This window comes from Alkalihalobacterium alkalinitrilicum (assembly GCF_002019605.1).
Taxonomy (GTDB): domain Bacteria; phylum Bacillota; class Bacilli; order Bacillales; family Bacillaceae_F; genus Alkalihalobacterium; species Alkalihalobacterium alkalinitrilicum.
Genome location: NZ_KV917368.1, coordinates 4,773,967 through 4,791,518, shown reverse-complemented (window position 1 = coordinate 4,791,518; position 17,552 = coordinate 4,773,967). Strand labels below are relative to the sequence as shown.

The following is a 17,552-nucleotide window of genomic DNA, read 5'->3' as shown; positions in this document are numbered from 1 at the left end:
TTCATTTTCATCAAGGAATTCGAATGGCATCAAATGGGGTAACAATACCAAGTAAAGGTTCATTTGGATCTCCATTTTCTGTAACTAGTACCGCCTCGAGACGAGTAATTTTTTTATCAAGATAATGCAGAAATAATTCCTTTACGTCATAAATAGACTTTTCTTTACAAACAAACTTTACATTGTTCATATGTTTCTCATAAATAATAACATCTGAAAGTTTCACTTTGTCTAATTCAAAAGCAAATTGATTTTTATGATGCGCTAGCCAAGCAGTAATACCGTAATTCGTAAGTAAACACTTAAAAATACCATGATCATAAATTGGAAACTGAGTATAAGCATGTCGCTCTATCGTATCTAAAACAATGCTAAACGGATCATTGATACTGAATGTTTTGACTTGCCGCTTATATTTTGGAATTACTTTTTCAGGTTCAATTAGTTCTTTATGAATTTTTTCGATCAGTGCTACTATTTCTTTATGTGGTTCAGCAATGATAAAGTCTGGTGAAGTTTGTTCATGAACAATAACGTTTCTAAGTTCCGCAAACTTTTTTAAATCAATTTCATATTTCGCAACAATCGGATGTTTTTTCTTTGCCCCATCAATCATCCTTGAAAACGAAAAATGACGGTGCATGTTTAACTGGTCTTTTAGCCCTTTTTCAATTGAATTAAAAGCTGCCAAAAATCGGTCAGCGTTCTCCCCCATAAAGACAACTCCTATCTATTCTCTGATGATATTATAATATTCGATAAGAGTTTTGTAATTCCTTGTCGAAAAACAAAAGACTGACAATAAATATCTTGTCAGCCTTAAAATATTGATCTAATCTTCTTCTCCGATAACATCTTCTGCAATGTTTACAGCATGATCACCGATACGTTCTAAGTTACTAACGATATCAACATAAACGATACCAGATTGTCCTGTACATTTACCTTCATTTAAGCGGATAATATGCTTTTTCCGTAGTTCTCGTTCCATTTTATCTATTCTTTCTTCTTTTTCGAGAACAGCTCGAGCTTCTTCAAGGTCATTGGTTTCTAATGCCTTGATCGATTGTCTAATTGTTGAGAGTGTTAAATCAAACATTCTATCCAAATCCTCAATTGCTGTATCTGAGAATTTCACTTTGTTTGTTATTTGATAATCAACCAATTCCATTATGTTTTCCATATGGTCACCAATTCGTTCTATGTCACGAATCGTACTCATTAGTGTTGAATGTAATTTAGAGTCATGAGCAGATAACGAATGAGAAGATAATTGAATTAGGTAATCCGTAATTTTACGGTCTAAGTTATTAATGGCATCTTCAAATTGTGGCACAATTTCACCATGCTTCTTTTGATGAGTTTTTAAATAAAGTCCTGTTTCTTCTAGTCCCTTTTCTGCTAACTCAGCCATTCTCAATATCTCTTTCTTCCCTTGACCAAGGGCAATTGCTGGTGACTGTTTGATAAATGTTTCATCTAAATGAACAGCTTTATATTCAACCGCAGAGTCTTTACCTGGAATAAGTTTTACAACAATCCATGCTAACACTGCGATAAACGGTAGCTGAATAAGTGTATTAGAAACATTGAATATTCCGTGAGCAAATGCAATCGTCATTTCTGGATTAAGACTAAGTGTTTCTTGTAAATTTGCAATTAAATAAGTAAATGGTTTCAATAATATTAATACAATTATTGTACCAATAATGTTAAAAATAACATGGGTTGCTGCTGCTCTTTTCGCAGCGACTGAAGCACCAATTGCTGCTAATACAGCCGTAATTGTTGTTCCTATATTGTCACCAAAAAGAACAGGTAAAGCTGCATCTAATGTCATTGCTCCTTGTGCAAAAAGGGTTTGTAGCAAACCTATAGACGCTGAGGAACTTTGAACGACCACTGTAAAGATTGTACCGATTAGGACACCTAATAGTGGATTATCACTCATACTCACTGTTAAATCAGCAAATGTTTGTAATTCCCTCAATGGTTTTAAGCCATCCCCCATAAAATTTAAACCTAAAAATAAAGCCCCAAATCCAAAAATAACTTGTCCATAATTATTTATTTTACGGTTTTTAAAGAAGAAAATAAAAAATGTCCCGAGGGCAACGATAGGTAATGCATATTTTGATATTTTAATACCGATAATGAATGCCGTTGCTGTTGTACCTATATTAGCTCCTAAAATAACACCTATAGCTTGTTGTAACGTCATAAAACCTGCATTAACTAATCCAATTGTTAATACAGTTGTACCGGTACTCGTTTGTAATAAAATAGTTACAAAAATACCAGCAATTATTCCCATAATTGGATTAGTAGTGAAGCGGTCTAACATGTCTCTTAGTCCATCACCTGCTACCTTTTGTAAACCATCCCCTAGGTATTTTATTCCAAATAGAAAGATACCAAGACCACCAAAAAACATAAATAGTATTGTTTGTGTATCCAACTTCAAATCATCCCTTCAATAATGATATAACCCTTCGACAAATCTCTACAAGAACCCCTCATCAATACTAATGGTATGTTAAGAAATTGTAAATATAAATTAATGTAAAGATTATGTAAAGTTTATTTAATTTTAAATATTTTCCTTGAATTTTACTCTAAGTTATGACATTCCCTAGTGTTTCCAAAGATAAGTGTTAGTATCAGGAATTATTGTTTTTATCAAAGGAATCTTCGATATGATGTCCAGTTAAATTAAGGCTCTCTTCTCAATGAATGTGCTCCTTGCCTTCGTACCAAAGCCAAGCAACAAAGTTTACGAAAACAGCAAAAAATAATAGCACCACCAAAAAAGGCAGTGCTACAAGGAAACAAAGATTCATTTGACAATAAACTAAAGAATTCTAGATATCTTGTAGTTTAAATGCTTAATTTAAATCAAAATATTGTCCGTTCACTTCATATACAATACATTCAGCTAAATTAGTGGCATAATCGGCAATTCGCTCAATATAGCGACCAATAAAAGCTAAATTAATAACATTCTCCACTTGTCTAGAATTGCTCTCTAATTTAAATAGGCTTTGAATAAATTCACCATACATCCTGTCAACCGTATCATCTAAATTCGCTATCTTCTGAGCCTTTAATATGTCACTATGATAATAAGCAGCTATTGCGCTTGAAAGCATTTCAGTAGCTCGTTGAGAAATCGATATCAATTGGCTACGATACTCTTTCAAATCAGATGGGCGTACTCGTTTCCCAACTTTTGCAATGTCTACTGCAAGGTCTCCTATTCGTTCAAGATCACTTGAAATTTTGAGAGCCACAATAAGTTTGCGTAAATCCGATGCTACTGGTTGTTGCTTCGCAATTAGTAAAGTGACACTCTCATTAATATTGAGTTCAAACTGATTTATTTTATGATCATTGCGTATTACCTCATCCATACCTATATGGTCATTCACTTTAAATGAATCAATCGACCTTTGGAGTGCCATTTCGACGACTTGACCCATTTCTAGAATTTTTGATTTTATTTCTTTAAGTTCACTTTCAAATCCGCCTCGTATCATCATGTCTTATCACTTCACTTTCCTTATCCAAAACGACCTGTAATATAGTCTTCCGTCCGCTTATCAGTAGGGTTTGAAAAGATTTTTCCTGTTTGATCGTACTCTACTAAGTCACCACTTAAAAAGAATGCAGTTTTATCTGAAATCCGAGCAGCTTGTTGCATATTATGAGTAACAATAGCTATACTAAATTCTTTCTTTAACTCTTGGACAAGCTCCTCTACTTTTAGTGTTGAAATTGGATCTAATGCTGATGTTGGTTCATCCATTAAAATTACTTCGGGTTCAATCGCTAAGCAACGTGCAATACATACACGTTGTTGCTGTCCTCCAGATAAGCCATAAGCATTTTCATGCAAACGATCCTTTACTTCATCCCATATAGCTGCGCCACGTAAGCTTTTTTCAACGATTTCATTTAAAATCCTTTTATCCCGAATTCCATGAATTTTCGGTCCATAGGCAATATTTTCGTAAATCGATTTAGGAAATGGATTTGGTTTTTGAAATACCATCCCTACTTTCGTACGAAGTTCTTCAACCCGATAATTTTTATCGAAAATATTACGACCACGATATTCGATTTCTCCAGATGTTTTTACAATCGGAATCATTTCTACCATTCGATTTAAAGTTTTTATAAATGTCGATTTCCCACATCCTGATGGACCAATAATAGCTGTAACTTGATTTTTCGGTATATCCATATCAATATTTTTTAACGCATGATCATTTCCATACCATAGGTTCAAACCTTTTACATTATATACTGATTCTATGGTTGCTGTTTTATTGTTCGTAGACTCATTTTCAACTACATCTACATTAACTTGAATTTCCTTTGTTAATACCGCCATTTCAATTCATCCCCTTTTGAAATTGAAAAGTTTTTATATCAAAATAATTAAAAACGATTTTGAAATTTGTTCCGGATCCAAACTGCGATCGAATTCATAAAAAGTAACATTGCAAGTAACACGATAATTCCCGCTGCAGCAACGAAATGGAACGTTTCCTGTGGTCGACTCGTCCAGTTGTATATCTGAATTGGCATGACTGTAAATTGTGACAGGATTCCATCTGGAACAAACGCAACATATGAAAGTGCTCCAATCATAATTAGTGGTGCGGTTTCACCAATCGCCCTAGAAAGTGCTAATATATTACCTGTTAAAATTCCTGGTAAAGCCGATGGGAATACTACGCGGCGGATTGTTTGCCATTTTGTCGCTCCCATTCCAAATGACGCTTCTCGTAACTCTTTTGGAACAGAACGTATAGCTTCCTGTGAAGCTACTACAATAATAGGTAGAATTAATAATGCCATAGTTAATCCACCTGCTAATACACTTCTCCCCAAGTCCATACCACGAACAAATAATGTTAACCCGAGTAAACCGAAGACAATCGATGGCACTCCTGCTAAATTGGAAATGTTCATCTGTACAAATCTAGTAAATTTTCCTTTTTTAGAGTATTCCTCTAGATAGACAGCAGTACCCACACCTAATATAAATGCTATTGGTGCTGTAACAACCATTAACCAAATCGTTCCAAAAATTGCTGATTTTATTCCAGCATCTTCTGGACGTCTAGATGGAAAGCTCGATAAAAAGTCCCAATTTAAATAGCCAATTCCTTGAGTGAATATCCGATAAAGAAGTATAAACAAAACAAACAAAGCAAAAATCGTGGCAATGATGAAAATTCCTTTGTATAGTTTGTTCTTAACTAATCGTCCAGAAATGTGATCAATTACTTTCTGCTGGTCGATAAGATTCATTTTAGTATTCCTCCCTGAAACGCTTGGAAATGTATTGTGCTAATAGGTTCATAATGAGTGTGAAAATAAATAATGTCATACCTACTGCATATATACTGTAATATTCAATAGTTCCATAACCCGCGTCACCTAAACTTACTTGAACAATATAAGCTGTTAGTGTTTGTATTGCCGAAGTCACATCATAAGATATACTTGGATTTGCTCCACCAGCAACTGTAACAATCATCGTTTCACCAATCGCACGAGAAATCGCTAAAACAAACGATGCAATAACACCAGAAAGTGCTGCAGGTAAAACAACTTTAATCGCAACTTCAAACTTTGTAGATCCCATTCCATAAGCACCTTCACGAATAGAACGCGGTACAGAGCTCATTGCGTCTTCAGATAATGAAGCGATCATCGGAATAATCATGATACCAACAACTATACCTGGACTTAATGCGTTAAAAAGAGAAAGACCAGGAACAACTTTTTGTAAGATTGGAGTAACAAATGTTAAGGCGAAAAAACCATAAACGATGGTTGGAACACCCGCTAAAACTTCTAATATCGGTTTTACCGTTCTTCTAGTACGATCTGAAGCATACTCACTCAAAAATATCGCTGCGCCTAATCCAATTGGAATAGCAACTAACATCGCAATGATGGCAACCTTTAATGTCCCCACGATTAAAGGTGCAATACCAAAGCTAGCATTACTATGCATTGGATACCATTCTTTACTAGTTATAAATTCAATAAATGATACTTGGTTAAAGAAAGTGAACGTTTCACTCAACAATGTAAATACAATGCCGAAAGTAGTTAATATCGAAACAATCGCACAAGTTAAAAATAACTTAGGCATAGTTTTTTCTATAATATTTCCTAATTGTCTTGATGATTGTTGGTCTTCAATCATTTGTGCAACTGATTTCCCCTTAGGGCTTTGCAAAGCCATTTATTACACCCCTTTGATTTTTCAAAAGTGAAGGTAAGATGTGCGCAGTAGCACACCTTACCTCTCAAATTTAATTTTTTGCTGCTGCTTCAATTTTCTCTAGGTTAGCATCATATCTTTCTTGCGGAAGGTTGATATAACCAACTTCAAGCGCCAAATCTCCAACGTGTTCGTTTAAGAATTTCAAGTAATCATAAACTTCAGTACGTTTCACCGACTCAACATTCACATAAGTGAAGATCGGACGAGAAAGTGGTGCATAAGTTCCATCGTTAATTGTTTCAATTGTAGGAATGATTGCTCCATCACCATTATCAATCGGAACGATATTTAATTTATCTTGGTTTTCTTCATAGTAAGCATAACCGAAATATGCAATAGCATATGGACTTGCAACTGTACCATTAACTAGAACATTGTCATCTTCAGAAAGAGTAGCATCTCTACGAAGGTCTGCATCTTTACCTAAGATAACTTCTTTCCAGTAATCAAAAGTACCTGAGTCAGTTCCTGGGCTGTAAAATTCAATTTTTTCTTCAGGCCATCCCTCACGCACATCCGCCCAAGTTTCTACTTCAGTACCATCAGTCCACATTTTACTTAACTCTTCAACTGTTAAGTAATCAACGAAGTCGTTTTCTTGACTAACTACGACAGACAATCCGTCATATGCTAATTCTAATTCAATATATTCAATACTATTTTCTTTAGCAAGTTCCGCTTCTTCTTCTTTAATATGGCGTGATGCATTACTCATATCTGTTTCTCCAACCACGAAACGTTTAAATCCACCACCAGTACCTGATACACCGACGGGAGCTCGTACACCTGGCTGAACTTGAGTATATTCTTCAGATACTGCTTCTAAAATTGGAAAAACTGTCGACGATCCATCAATTGCAATTTCTCCAGATAATGTTGCATCGTCTTGATCCTGTTGTTCTTCTTGTGCTGGTTCTGAACTACTGTTATCAGTTGTAGATCCTGAACCACTTGTTTCGTTTCCACCTGCGCCACATGCTGTAGCGATCATCATCATTGATGCCATTCCTAATGTTAATGCTGAACGTTTGAAAAATCTCATTAATATTTCCCCCTAAGAGTTAATTGTTTTTTAGATTAATAGTTATATTTGATAGATTGGTTAATTTGTTTAGACCCCCTCTACCATCCCTCCTCAGACGCTTGTGTTTCCTACTACGTTTCTAAGAATACTCCCTATCTATTAACGTGATATGAATGTAATGTAAACATTTTGTAAATTTTATTGAATTCATTTAATAATTTTTTGACACATTTTTTTATAAACGTTGAAGTATCAACATTTTTAAATTTATCAGCTTCCTTTTTATTACACGATTTACCACTATAACTAGTGGTTTCTTTATCTAGACGAGGTTTACAATATTTAATACCTTACAATTATTAGATCACTTTGTTCTTTTTTCTCTTCAAAATAATGCTTCAATAAAAAAAAACTGCTGACGATGTAGTCAACAGTTTTTTCATTCGATTAAATGATAATTACCCAACTAAATCCTAATACTTTTGAACTTGCTTCTTGAAGCATATACCCTACATTACGAATCGTTTTTATATATTTATTTTCACTCTTCGATGGTTCAATTTTGCTACGTATCCGATTAATAAATACATCAATGATGCGATGATCCCCTTTTTCTTCATAACCACGAATAGCTGTGAGTAGCTTTTTTCGCGAAACAGCTTTTCCCCGATTTTCGTACAGATACATTAAAATTTCAAATTCTTTTTGTGTAAGGTCAATCGGTTCCTTTTTATAATAAACAGTAAAACTATCAGGAAAAATATCAATTTCACCAACAGTACATTTCCGATTTTTCTTTTGAAAGGAAACCATTTCAGTTACTTTAGTTTTTTCTCCAAACCCGACTTGGGCACGTCGTAAAATGGCTTTAATTTTTGCAACAAGCTTTTTCATATGAAGTGGCTTTGCATAATAAGCATCTGCTCCGAGCTCTAACCCCAGCACTGCATCTAATTCATGGAAATGCTCTGATATTAAGATGATAGGTGTCCAATTTTTTTCTTCATAACGCATTTCACGACAGAGTTCAATTCCATCAATTTCTGAGCCATGCATTTCTGTAATAATTGTTAATGGCTTTTTCACTTTAATTATTTCAAGAGCTTCCTCATCACGTGACGCAGTAAATAAAATATAGCCTACTTCTTCAAGTCGATAACGTAAAGTCTTGATGAGAGAATGATCAGTAGAAATTAAGAGGATGTTATTTTCATTCATATTTTCTCCCTCCAAACACCTCATAATTCAATCATGGTGTTTCCCCTATAATTAATTACAGTATAACGTATAACTAATGATAGTTTACTTTAAAAGGTAAACCTTTTTCATAATACGCAAATCTCTGTCGCCATCATACAGTAGCAAAGATATATCTTTCTATTAACCGAAACGTCCCGTAATGTAATTCTCCGTGCTTTCGTGCTGTGGATTTGTAAAAATTGTATTTGTTTTATCAAATTCAACTAAGTCCCCATTTAAGAAAAATGCTGTCTTATCGGAAATTCTCGCAGCTTGTTGCATATTATGAGTAACAATGATGATCGAGTACTGTTCTTTTAACGTTTGAATTAACTCTTCAATATTTGCTGTTGAACGTGGATCAAGGGCCGAGGTCGGTTCATCCATTAAAATTACTTCTGGTTGTACCGCAAGACAACGGGCGATACATAAACGTTGTTGTTGCCCTCCTGATAACCCGAGAGCAGATTCATTTAAACGATCTTTAACTTCTTCCCATAAAGCTGCGCCACGTAAACTTTTCTCTACAATTACAGCTAACTTTTTCTTATCTTTTAATCCATGAACGCGTGGTCCAAATGCGACGTTATCAAAAATAGTCTTCGGAAATGGGTTCGGTTTTTGAAACACCATCCCTATTGCACTACGTAACTCTACAAGGTTAACAGATGGATCAAATATATTCGTTTCATGATACTCAACTTCACCACTAATTTTTACGATAGGCACGAGTTCAACCATTCGATTAAGAGTTTTTAAGAATGTTGACTTCCCACAACCTGATGGGCCAATGATCGCTGTCACACCATTTTTTGGAATTTGCAAATTAATATTATTTAAAGCTTGATCATTACCATACCAAAGGTTTAAACCTCTGACATCGAAAATATTTTCTTGTAAGCCTGTTTCAATCTGTACCGTTTCTTTTGATTTTACAACCGTTTCTAATATCGCCATTATGGATGCCTCCTTATTATTTTTACCTTCATATTACTTCAACTAAAAAGCTACTTTTACATTTCCTTACTATTCCTACAATAATTCATTCTTTTTACGGAAATGATTTCTTAATAGAATTGCTGATAAATTTAAGAGAACGACCATCAAAATAAGCACTAACGCTGTACCATATGCGATTGGACGGACAACAGATGACTGTGCGTGCTGTGTTGCTAAAATATATAAATGATAAGGTAAGGCCATGAAATTATCTTGAATAGAAGCAGGTAATACAGGTAAAAAGTAAGCTGCTCCTGTTAAAATAATGGGTGCCGTTTCCCCTGCCGCACGTGCTAATCCAAGAATAGATCCTGTTGCCATTCCTGGAATAGCTGAAGGTAAAACGAGTTGACGTATCGTTTGCCACTTTGTAGCTCCTAAAGCTAATCCCCCTTCCCTAAATGAGGTTGGTACAGCCTTTAATGCTTCTTCTGTAGAGGTAATTACCCATGGCAACACCATAATAGCTAGAGTAATAGCTGCTGTAATTAATCCCGTTCCTAACTTTAACATTGAAGCAAAGATGGCTAAGCCGAATAAACCATATACGATGGATGGTACTCCTGCAAGGTTGCGAATACTCATTCGAATTATTTGTACAACCGGGCCTTGCTTTGCGTATTCATTTAAGTAAATTGCTGCCCCAATCCCTACAGGTACTGATATTAAAATTGTTAATGAAGCAACATAAAAGGTACCTACGATTGCTGGCCAAATTCCACCTTCTGTCATATTTTTTCGAGGGGTATCTGTAATAAAGGTCCAACTCAATACGTGGGCTCCATTACTAACTATCCAATAGAGTAATAGTAGGAGTGCACCGATGGTCATTGCTGCAAACAGGCCACAAATTGTAAACCAAATTTTCTCTGTCATTTGTTTAGTCATTTTGGAGTTTTCTCCTTTGTCTAGAAATAAGAAGATCTGCAATTAAATTGACGACGAATGTAATGGCAAATAAAATGAGCGCTGTAACAAATAAAGCGCTATAGTGTAAGCTCCCCCAAGCTACATCAGATCCTTCAATTGCAATATTGGCTGTTAAAGTACGTACAGATGTAAAGAAGTCTGGAATAACCACGCCGAAAAATTCTCGTAATGGCATATCTATTGCATTACCTGCTGCCATTAGCACGGTCATCGTTTCACCAACTGCTCGACCAAAGCCTAACATAATCCCTGCGACAATTCCTGACTTTGCAGCTGGAACGACAATCATTTTAATCGTTTCCCACTTTGATGCACCTAGCGCATATGCTGCTTCGCGATAGTCTTTCGGTACACTTTTAATTGAGTCCTCAGAAATACTAATAACAGTAGGTAATACCATTACCGATAAGATGACGGATGCTGTAAATGCCGTTAAACCATTTGATAAATTAAAGGTATTTGCAATGATTGGCGATAAAATAACTAGTGCAATAAATCCTAATACAACTGATGGAAAAATGGCTAATACTTCTACGACTGGTTTTAAGACTTCTCTTATTCTTTTCGGTGCTATTTCTGCGATATAGATTGCTGTGAATATTCCCCAAGGAATAGCAATTAACAATGCCCCTGTAGTCACCATAAAGGAACTAATGATAAATGGTAATGCACCATAACCAGCTCCCTGTGGTGAAGATGGATACCAACGTGTCCCTGTTAAAAACTCCATTAATCCTACTTCTCGAATTGCTCCTGATCCTTCCCTCACTAAAAAAAAGAGTAATAGAAACAGAATAAAAATCGCCATCATCCCAAAAATAAAAAATGCTTTTTCAATCATGAAATCTAGAATGTTTGATTTGAACGATTTCTGGGTTAACTTTTCTTTTGTAACAAGCTTCAACTCATCCATTTGAGTGTCATCCCTTGTCTTTTCAGCATGTAATGCCACTATGTCCCCTCCATATCGAAAATGTCTTAACATAACACGGGGAATTATCCACAGTTGGATAATTCCCTGCTATGATTTTTTTCAAAGATAAAAATTAAAAATCTAAACCTAAATTTGCGATTACTTGGTTATTTTGGTCTTCATATTGACCAATTTGATAGAAACCAACATCATAAATGACTTGATGAGCATCTTCTGAAGTGATAACCCATTTTAAATAATCTAAAAGTAAACCTTCAGGTACACCATTTGTATAGAAATACAGTGGCCGTGCAATCGGGTATTTACCAGTGTTAACGTTATTTGCCTCAAACGGCGTTACATACTCACTATTTTCATCAAGTGCAATGTTAGCAGCATTAATTCCATCAATATATCCAATACCGATATAGCCAATTGCATTTACTTCTTGCTCTATCGCTTCTTTAATAGCAGAAGAACCTGGCATAAATTTAGTTCCTGCCCCGAAGTCTTCACCATCCATTACATTTTCATTGAAATAAACGTAAGTACCTGAGTTCGATTGACGAGAATATACAGATATTTCTCCGCCTTCCTCCCATCCCAAGTCAGACCAATCTGTCGTTTTACCCGTGAAAATATCTTTTACTTGTTGCATCGTCATTTCAGTTACAGGATTATCGTTATGAATAGCCACTGCTAAACCGTCTTGAGCTACAATAAATTCATGCGCATCTGCTCCATTGGCTTCTGCTTCATCTAACTCTTCATCTTTCATCGCACGTGAAGATTGAGCTATGTCTACATTGTTATTAATCATGGCCGCAATACCCGTACCTGACCCACCGCCTGTTACTGAAAGACCAGCCAGTTCATTGTATTCCATGTATGTTTCCGCAAGCGCTTGTCCGAGGTTTACCATTGTGTCTGATCCACGAATGTCAAGCGCACCTGATGGTAACTCTGCTACCTCTTCTGTCGGAGTGGTATCTTCAGTATTGTCACCACCTGTTGTCCCATCATCAGTTGTAGTCGGTTCTGAAGCGTTCCCTCCACCACATGCAGCTAGCGTCATAATTGAAGCCCCTAAAATAACTGATAAAATTCTACCTCTAAATTTCATTATATTGCTCCTCCTTCTCCTAATCCCATTTTGTTATTTTTGTTTCTTTTGTTTCATTTCGATTACAAGTATAGATTTTAATTATTAAGGGATTCATGAGTTGGAGTTAATAAAACGTTAAACTAATATAAACAGCCATTAATATTTCTCTAACTAATTGTGTGAAAGTATGAAAATGGTTTGTAATTATCTAAAAATTTCCTTTTTTCACTTATATTCCCTCACCTTTTCTAGTAAGATAGGCAATAGCACATTAGCTAATCGTTAATGTGACTTCAACGTTACCTTGCCCGTGAGTCAAAACATTCGGGAAATGGATCTCAATGGAGGGAGAACAATGAAGAAAAAATGGTTACTCACCTTAATGTCTGGAGCTTTAGCTGTTAGTGTTTTAGCCGCATGTGGGGAAGTCGATAATGAAATGATTGAAGATCAAAATGAGGAAATTCCTATTGAAGAATCTGAAACAACAGATTAAAAGATCACAAGGAAAAACTCGAATTGTCTCTAAGTCCTGTTAAACGATATCTTCTTTAATACGTTAAATATAAGTAAAACTTTTTACGAATAAATAAAAGGGTGGAACATAATATGTTTCCACCCTTCTTATTCGTTAGCGTTCATATGACCACCCTGATTTCGCTAATTCTGTAGGACCTTGATAGTAAGACTCCACTTGTTTCACTAATTGGTTTCGATCTCCAAAGTGTGGTAAGTGCGTTAGTAACAATTTTTTTGCATTCGCTTTTTGAGAAAGTATCCCAACATCTCGGCTGTTCATATGACCAGCCGCGGTCGGATCTTGATGTTCATAGAAAGTGCATTCCGCAATTAAAAGGTCACAATCTAGTGCAAACTGATGTAATTCTTGAAAATAACTTGTATCAGCAGTATACACTATTGTAGTATTACCATCGGTTATCTTCATTGCACAACATGGTGCAGGATGTTTAGTTCGTAAAAAAGAAATTGTAAACGGGCCTACGTTTAATACTTTGTCAGGATTGTATGGCATTGCTGTAACATGCGGCTCATAAGATAACAAATTGTATTTTTCTTTATCAAGCAGATGGCCATAAGCCATTAATTTCCTATCTTCAGCTTTCCATGCATTATGAACTAACCGTGCATATTGAAGAACACCAATATCACTAAAATGGTCGTGATGGTAATGAGATAAAATTAAGGCATCTACTTCCTCAATCGGGCAATACTTTTGCAGTTGACTTACTACTCCACTACCACAATCAATGAGTAGACGAAAATCATCCTTTTCAAGTAAATATCCACTCGAAGCTTCTCCAGCTTCAGGGAAGCCATGCCAAAAACCAAGTACAGTAAACCTCATCTTCATTCACACTCCTTAAGTTTGCATAATAACTTTTGTATATTGTTGAAAATCAATTAAATGATTTTCTAGAATACTTTTCAAAATATCTAAATTTACTTTTTGATAATCATGAACGGCTATATTTCTAAAGCCGACCATCGCTTTCATTTTTTTTGCTAATTCTTCAGGTATGAGGTCTTGTTGGTGCAGAACGTCAAAAGCTTCTCTACTTGTTTGAGGAACTCCAAGCTTTTTCTTTGCTATCAAGTGCATTGCTAAGTCAATCGATGCTTCACATGCCCTTTGTAAATTTAGGATTATAGAATCTTGCTTAGTATAATTCTTCAAATTCTCAGGATTGTTATCATATTCTTCGTTAATTCTTTTTAAACAACGTTCAATTATATTGGCCTTATTTATAATTACATCATCATTCATAGATTTTTCCACTCTCTTTAATTTGGTCTAATATCGGTTTACGTTCTTCATTTAATTTTGCATACATTTTTAATGTGAGCATCTCAAATTCATGACGCTGTTTTTCATTAGAGCAATAAATGACTTTTCCCAAACCCACGATCTGCGCTTGAAATACAGTAGATGCTTGTTTTATATCGACTAAGTCCACTTCTTTTTTTACCAAATCAGCTAGATATTGAGCTAGAATAAATCTTTCATAATTTGTTAATGACGTTTCTGAGAAATAAGCTATATCAATATCACTACTTTCTGTTGCTGTACCTTTGGCATAAGAGCCAAAAAGATAAATAATCGAAGGATTTAGACGAGGAACAAGTTCGTCTACGACCAACTTTTCCATTTCCGATAGAAATTTCAATCGCTCGCTCACCTCTCTTACTTCTTTCTTCATCATGTATTAATAATTCGCTTCCTATACATAAATTTCCTGCTTAGCATCGTTTCAGTCAGTATTATTCCGATAAAGATGCCTCATACGACGAAAAAGCTCCTGCACTCAAAAGAGTACAGGAGCTTTGGCAACATTATTGAGCTGCTGGGTATACACTTACTTGTTTGCGATCACGACCTACGCGCTCGAATTTTACAACGCCGTCTACTTTCGCAAATAACGTGTCATCTCCACCTTTACCTACGTTTACACCTGGGTAAATACGAGTTCCACGTTGACGTACTAGGATAGAACCACCTGTTACTGTTTGACCGTCAGCACGCTTTGTACCTAGACGTTTAGAGATAGAGTCACGACCGTTCTTAGTACTACCTACCCCTTTTTTACTTGCGAAAAATTGAAGGTTCATTTTTAACATTGAATTCACCTCCCCTAGTTTTGAATTGTAATATGCTTACTGTACTCTGCTTCAATGGAACGTAAGGCAACGATCATTCCTTCTAATAGAAGTTGTACTTTCTCGTATGTTTGTACGTCTAGTCCATCTGGAACCGTACAGCGGAGAAAGCCACCGTCCCCTTCTATGTCAATGTGGGGTTCCACTTGACATAGCTCTGCGATTGCATTGATTGCTCCAAATGAAACTGCAGAAGCACCAGCACAAACAATGTCATGACCATAAGGACCAGCGTCCGCATGACCACTCATTGTAAAAGAATGTATGTGTCGTTTATCATTACGTTCTACTTGAACTGTAATCATCGTTTGCCTATTAAGCGTTGATTTTTTCAATCACAACTTTAGTGTAAGGTTGACGATGACCTTGCTTACGACGGTAGTTTTTCTTAGCTTTGTATTTGTAAACAGTGATCTTCTTAGCACGACCGTGTTTTTCAACTTTAGCCGTTACTGATGCACCTTCAACAAATGGAGCTCCGACTTTAACATCGTCACCACCGACAAATAGTACTTTATCGAAAGTCACTTGCTCATCAGCTGTATTTAGCTTCTCGATGTAAACCTCTTGACCTTCTTGTACTTTAATTTGCTTTCCGCCTGTTTCAATAATTGCGTACATGTACTTGCACCTCCTCGATTTCTAAGACTCGCCAATTGCAGGTAGCTACAATCGTAGCTTTAACAAACCTGTTCTGTGCGGTTGTAGCTTTTTGGGTGCGATCCAAATAACTAACAAAAAATATAATACCATAAATGAAAAAGAAAAGTCAATGTTCTTTCATGAGGCGTTCAAGCTTTTTCTTAGCTTCAGGAACGCTTCCCATGAAAGGAATTTCATACTGTTCCTCTGCTAGTTCTCGATTTTCAAATAAAAGAATTTGAAAATGTAAAGCTTCTTCTAACCGTTTTAAATGCTCATCCTTTTTCCCACGTAAAACAGTAGCAATATGTGGTGGTAATTCAAGTACTAATGCTTCATTATCCATACCGCGGTATTCCCATAATAACCGTTCAACGCGATACGCTTGCGCTTCGTTTGAAAGAACTGAACCTTTCCCTTTACATGTCGGACAAACTTTTGAAAGGCTATCTTGCAAGTTTTGTCTTATTTTTTTTCTTGTCATCTCAACAAGCCCAAGACCTGTTATACCCAGAACATTTGTCTTCGTGCGATCGTTTTCTAGTGCATTTTTGAAAAAATTCAGCACTTGAACTTGGTCCTTTTCAGCTTTCATATCAATAAAATCGATAATAATAATACCTGAGATATCTCTTAACCTGAGTTGTCTCGCGATTTCTTTTGCCGCTTCAATGTTGGTCCTCTTAATCGTATCTTGTAAATCATTTTTCCCAATGAATTTTCCTGTGTTGACGTCGATCACCGTTAATGCCTCGGTTTGATCAATCATAAGATAGGCTCCATTTTTCAACCAAACTTGGCGTTTTAATGCCTTATCTAAATCTTTATCGATCGTAAAAGCAGAAAAAATATTTTCCTTTCCTTGATAAAAATGGAGCTTTTCCTTTCTTTCAGGCCCTAAAAGGTCAACAAGTCTTTTGTAATCCCGAAAATTATCAATATAAATATCTGCGACAAGATCTAATGAAAAATCACGGATAATCCGTTCAATTAATCCCGTATCTTGATGGATCAGTGCAGGCGGTTTTTCATCCTTCTTTTCTTTCCAGGTTTCCTCCCAGAAGCCACGTAAAATGCGAATATCCTCATCAATTTCTTCATGTGTTGCGCCTTCACATACCGTACGAATAATTAACCCTTCATCTTTTTCAATAAGTTCCTCTCCCAAAATACGTAACCTTTCTCTCTCTTCTTCTGAACGTATTTTCCGCGAAACGCCTATGTAATTACCGTTTGGCATATAAACGACAAACTTGCCAGGAAATGAAACTACACCCGATAACCTTGGACCTTTTGTTCCAAAACCTTCCTTTGTTACTTGAACAAGAAGCTCTTCCCCTTTTTTCACTAATTCACTAATATTCTTTTTCTTCTTCTCTTCATCACTTACTGAGAGCTTTTGAAACGACAGTAAATCATCTCGGTATAAAAATGCATTTTTATCACGACCAATGTCTACAAAAGCTGCCTGCATTCCAGGAAGAACGTTTACCACTCGGCCTTTATATACATTACCAACAATACGATTTTCTATTGAACGTTCAATCAGTAGTTCAACTACTTTATCGTCCTCAACAATCGCTGCACGTCTTTCTCTTGTTGCCATATTAAAGTAAATACGATACAACTACTATCACCAACTTCGATTTATATCCTATTATTGTACTGTAAAGCTATCATAAAGTGAAACGGAAGTGAACTACCCACCACTTACCAC

At 35.8% G+C, this 17,552-nt stretch carries 20 protein-coding genes and 1 other annotated feature; of the genes, 1 reads left to right on the top strand and 19 read right to left on the bottom strand.

From position 1 onward, the window contains the following. Positions 1-10: 10 nt before the first annotated feature. The 12 genes from BK574_RS23120 to BK574_RS23065 all read right to left on the bottom strand — a co-directional run bounded on the left by BK574_RS23120 (position 11) and on the right by BK574_RS23065 (position 12,535). A complete protein-coding gene (locus tag BK574_RS23120; RefSeq protein WP_078430244.1) occupies positions 11-715 on the bottom strand; it encodes a CBS domain-containing protein in 705 nt (234 codons plus the stop codon). A 117-nt stretch (positions 716-832) separates the two neighbouring features. Continuing rightward, positions 833-2,458, bottom strand: coding sequence for a Na/Pi cotransporter family protein (locus BK574_RS23115; protein WP_180320600.1), 1,626 nt, complete (start codon positions 2,456-2,458; stop codon positions 833-835). Between the two features lie 427 nt (positions 2,459-2,885). After that, on the bottom strand, positions 2,886-3,536 hold the full coding sequence (gene phoU, locus BK574_RS23110) for a phosphate signaling complex protein PhoU (protein ID WP_078430963.1): 651 nt from the start codon (positions 3,534-3,536) through the stop codon (positions 2,886-2,888). A 23-nt stretch (positions 3,537-3,559) separates the two neighbouring features. Beyond that, a complete protein-coding gene (gene pstB, locus BK574_RS23105) occupies positions 3,560-4,393 on the bottom strand; it encodes a phosphate ABC transporter ATP-binding protein PstB (RefSeq protein ID WP_078430243.1) in 834 nt (277 codons plus the stop codon). A 47-nt stretch (positions 4,394-4,440) separates the two neighbouring features. Next, entirely contained in the window at positions 4,441-5,319 is an 879-nt protein-coding gene (gene pstA, locus BK574_RS23100) for a phosphate ABC transporter permease PstA (protein WP_078430242.1), read from the bottom strand. 1 nt (position 5,320) lies between these two features. Next, positions 5,321-6,265: a phosphate ABC transporter permease subunit PstC gene (gene pstC / locus BK574_RS23095; protein ID WP_078430241.1), complete on the bottom strand. Its 945-nt coding sequence runs from the start codon at positions 6,263-6,265 to the stop codon at positions 5,321-5,323. 70 nt (positions 6,266-6,335) lie between these two features. Beyond that, positions 6,336-7,349: a PstS family phosphate ABC transporter substrate-binding protein gene (locus BK574_RS23090; protein ID WP_078430240.1), complete on the bottom strand. Its 1,014-nt coding sequence runs from the start codon at positions 7,347-7,349 to the stop codon at positions 6,336-6,338. Positions 7,350-7,778: 429 nt separating this feature from the next. After that, positions 7,779-8,549 carry a response regulator transcription factor gene (locus BK574_RS23085; RefSeq protein WP_158211730.1) on the bottom strand — a complete coding sequence of 257 codons (771 nt, stop codon included), beginning with the start codon at positions 8,547-8,549 and terminating at the stop codon, positions 7,779-7,781. Between the two features lie 162 nt (positions 8,550-8,711). Continuing rightward, the gene (gene pstB, locus BK574_RS23080) at positions 8,712-9,527 is read right to left on the bottom strand and encodes a phosphate ABC transporter ATP-binding protein PstB (protein ID WP_142248021.1); all 816 of its coding nucleotides are present in this window, start codon (positions 9,525-9,527) and stop codon (positions 8,712-8,714) included. A gap of 75 nt (positions 9,528-9,602) precedes the next feature. Next, positions 9,603-10,457: a phosphate ABC transporter permease PstA gene (pstA, locus tag BK574_RS23075; protein ID WP_078430238.1), complete on the bottom strand. Its 855-nt coding sequence runs from the start codon at positions 10,455-10,457 to the stop codon at positions 9,603-9,605. Then, positions 10,450-11,451, bottom strand: coding sequence for a phosphate ABC transporter permease subunit PstC (gene pstC / locus BK574_RS23070; RefSeq protein ID WP_078430237.1), 1,002 nt, complete (start codon positions 11,449-11,451; stop codon positions 10,450-10,452). The genes pstA (BK574_RS23075) and pstC (BK574_RS23070) overlap by 8 nt, the downstream gene beginning before the upstream one ends. Before the next feature lie 94 nt (positions 11,452-11,545). Beyond that, positions 11,546-12,535, bottom strand: coding sequence for a phosphate ABC transporter substrate-binding protein (locus tag BK574_RS23065; RefSeq protein WP_078430236.1), 990 nt, complete (start codon positions 12,533-12,535; stop codon positions 11,546-11,548). 337 nt (positions 12,536-12,872) lie between these two features. Between BK574_RS23065 and BK574_RS27945 the strand changes: the two genes are divergently transcribed. Next, positions 12,873-13,013, top strand: coding sequence for a hypothetical protein (locus BK574_RS27945; protein WP_169917362.1), 141 nt, complete (start codon positions 12,873-12,875; stop codon positions 13,011-13,013). Positions 13,014-13,148: 135 nt separating this feature from the next. On the opposite strand, the gene BK574_RS23060 is transcribed toward BK574_RS27945, so the two are convergent. From BK574_RS23060 to BK574_RS23030, 7 genes are all read right to left on the bottom strand, one after another. After that, a complete protein-coding gene (locus BK574_RS23060) occupies positions 13,149-13,883 on the bottom strand; it encodes an MBL fold metallo-hydrolase (protein WP_078430235.1) in 735 nt (244 codons plus the stop codon). Between the two features lie 15 nt (positions 13,884-13,898). Continuing rightward, positions 13,899-14,303: a type VII toxin-antitoxin system HepT family RNase toxin gene (gene hepT, locus BK574_RS23055; protein WP_078430234.1), complete on the bottom strand. Its 405-nt coding sequence runs from the start codon at positions 14,301-14,303 to the stop codon at positions 13,899-13,901. Continuing rightward, the gene (mntA, locus tag BK574_RS23050; RefSeq protein WP_075385918.1) at positions 14,296-14,685 is read right to left on the bottom strand and encodes a type VII toxin-antitoxin system MntA family adenylyltransferase antitoxin; all 390 of its coding nucleotides are present in this window, start codon (positions 14,683-14,685) and stop codon (positions 14,296-14,298) included. The genes hepT and mntA overlap by 8 nt, the downstream gene beginning before the upstream one ends. A 184-nt stretch (positions 14,686-14,869) precedes the next feature. After that, the gene (rpmA, locus tag BK574_RS23045) at positions 14,870-15,154 is read right to left on the bottom strand and encodes a 50S ribosomal protein L27 (RefSeq protein WP_026671451.1); all 285 of its coding nucleotides are present in this window, start codon (positions 15,152-15,154) and stop codon (positions 14,870-14,872) included. Between the two features lie 14 nt (positions 15,155-15,168). Beyond that, positions 15,169-15,498 carry a ribosomal-processing cysteine protease Prp gene (locus BK574_RS23040; protein WP_075385803.1) on the bottom strand — a complete coding sequence of 110 codons (330 nt, stop codon included), beginning with the start codon at positions 15,496-15,498 and terminating at the stop codon, positions 15,169-15,171. A 10-nt stretch (positions 15,499-15,508) separates the two neighbouring features. Then, entirely contained in the window at positions 15,509-15,814 is a 306-nt protein-coding gene (gene rplU, locus BK574_RS23035; protein ID WP_075385802.1) for a 50S ribosomal protein L21, read from the bottom strand. A 14-nt stretch (positions 15,815-15,828) separates the two neighbouring features. After that, positions 15,829-15,907, bottom strand: a sequence feature (ribosomal protein L21 leader region). Between the two features lie 55 nt (positions 15,908-15,962). After that, the gene (locus tag BK574_RS23030) at positions 15,963-17,441 is read right to left on the bottom strand and encodes an Rne/Rng family ribonuclease (RefSeq protein ID WP_078430961.1); all 1,479 of its coding nucleotides are present in this window, start codon (positions 17,439-17,441) and stop codon (positions 15,963-15,965) included. Between the last annotated feature and the right edge of the window lie 111 nt (positions 17,442-17,552).

Coding starts and splice junctions, on each gene's coding strand:
- BK574_RS23120 (WP_078430244.1), bottom strand. CDS start 715: ATGGGGGAGAACGCTGACCGATTTTTGGCAGCTTTTAATTCAATTGAA.
- phoU (WP_078430963.1), bottom strand. CDS start 3,536: ATGATACGAGGCGGATTTGAAAGTGAACTTAAAGAAATAAAATCAAAA.
- pstB (WP_078430243.1), bottom strand. CDS start 4,393: ATGGCGGTATTAACAAAGGAAATTCAAGTTAATGTAGATGTAGTTGAA.
- pstA (WP_078430242.1), bottom strand. CDS start 5,319: ATGAATCTTATCGACCAGCAGAAAGTAATTGATCACATTTCTGGACGA.
- pstC (WP_078430241.1), bottom strand. CDS start 6,265: ATGGCTTTGCAAAGCCCTAAGGGGAAATCAGTTGCACAAATGATTGAA.
- BK574_RS23090 (WP_078430240.1), bottom strand. CDS start 7,349: ATGAGATTTTTCAAACGTTCAGCATTAACATTAGGAATGGCATCAATG.
- BK574_RS23085 (WP_158211730.1), bottom strand. CDS start 8,549: ATGAATGAAAATAACATCCTCTTAATTTCTACTGATCATTCTCTCATC.
- pstB (WP_142248021.1), bottom strand. CDS start 9,527: ATGGCGATATTAGAAACGGTTGTAAAATCAAAAGAAACGGTACAGATT.
- pstA (WP_078430238.1), bottom strand. CDS start 10,457: ATGACTAAACAAATGACAGAGAAAATTTGGTTTACAATTTGTGGCCTG.
- BK574_RS23065 (WP_078430236.1), bottom strand. CDS start 12,535: ATGAAATTTAGAGGTAGAATTTTATCAGTTATTTTAGGGGCTTCAATT.
- BK574_RS27945 (WP_169917362.1), top strand. CDS start 12,873: ATGAAGAAAAAATGGTTACTCACCTTAATGTCTGGAGCTTTAGCTGTT.
- BK574_RS23060 (WP_078430235.1), bottom strand. CDS start 13,883: ATGAGGTTTACTGTACTTGGTTTTTGGCATGGCTTCCCTGAAGCTGGA.
- hepT (WP_078430234.1), bottom strand. CDS start 14,303: ATGAATGATGATGTAATTATAAATAAGGCCAATATAATTGAACGTTGT.
- mntA (WP_075385918.1), bottom strand. CDS start 14,685: ATGGAAAAGTTGGTCGTAGACGAACTTGTTCCTCGTCTAAATCCTTCG.
- rpmA (WP_026671451.1), bottom strand. CDS start 15,154: ATGTTAAAAATGAACCTTCAATTTTTCGCAAGTAAAAAAGGGGTAGGT.
- BK574_RS23040 (WP_075385803.1), bottom strand. CDS start 15,498: ATGATTACAGTTCAAGTAGAACGTAATGATAAACGACACATACATTCT.
- rplU (WP_075385802.1), bottom strand. CDS start 15,814: ATGTACGCAATTATTGAAACAGGCGGAAAGCAAATTAAAGTACAAGAA.
- BK574_RS23030 (WP_078430961.1), bottom strand. CDS start 17,441: ATGGCAACAAGAGAAAGACGTGCAGCGATTGTTGAGGACGATAAAGTA.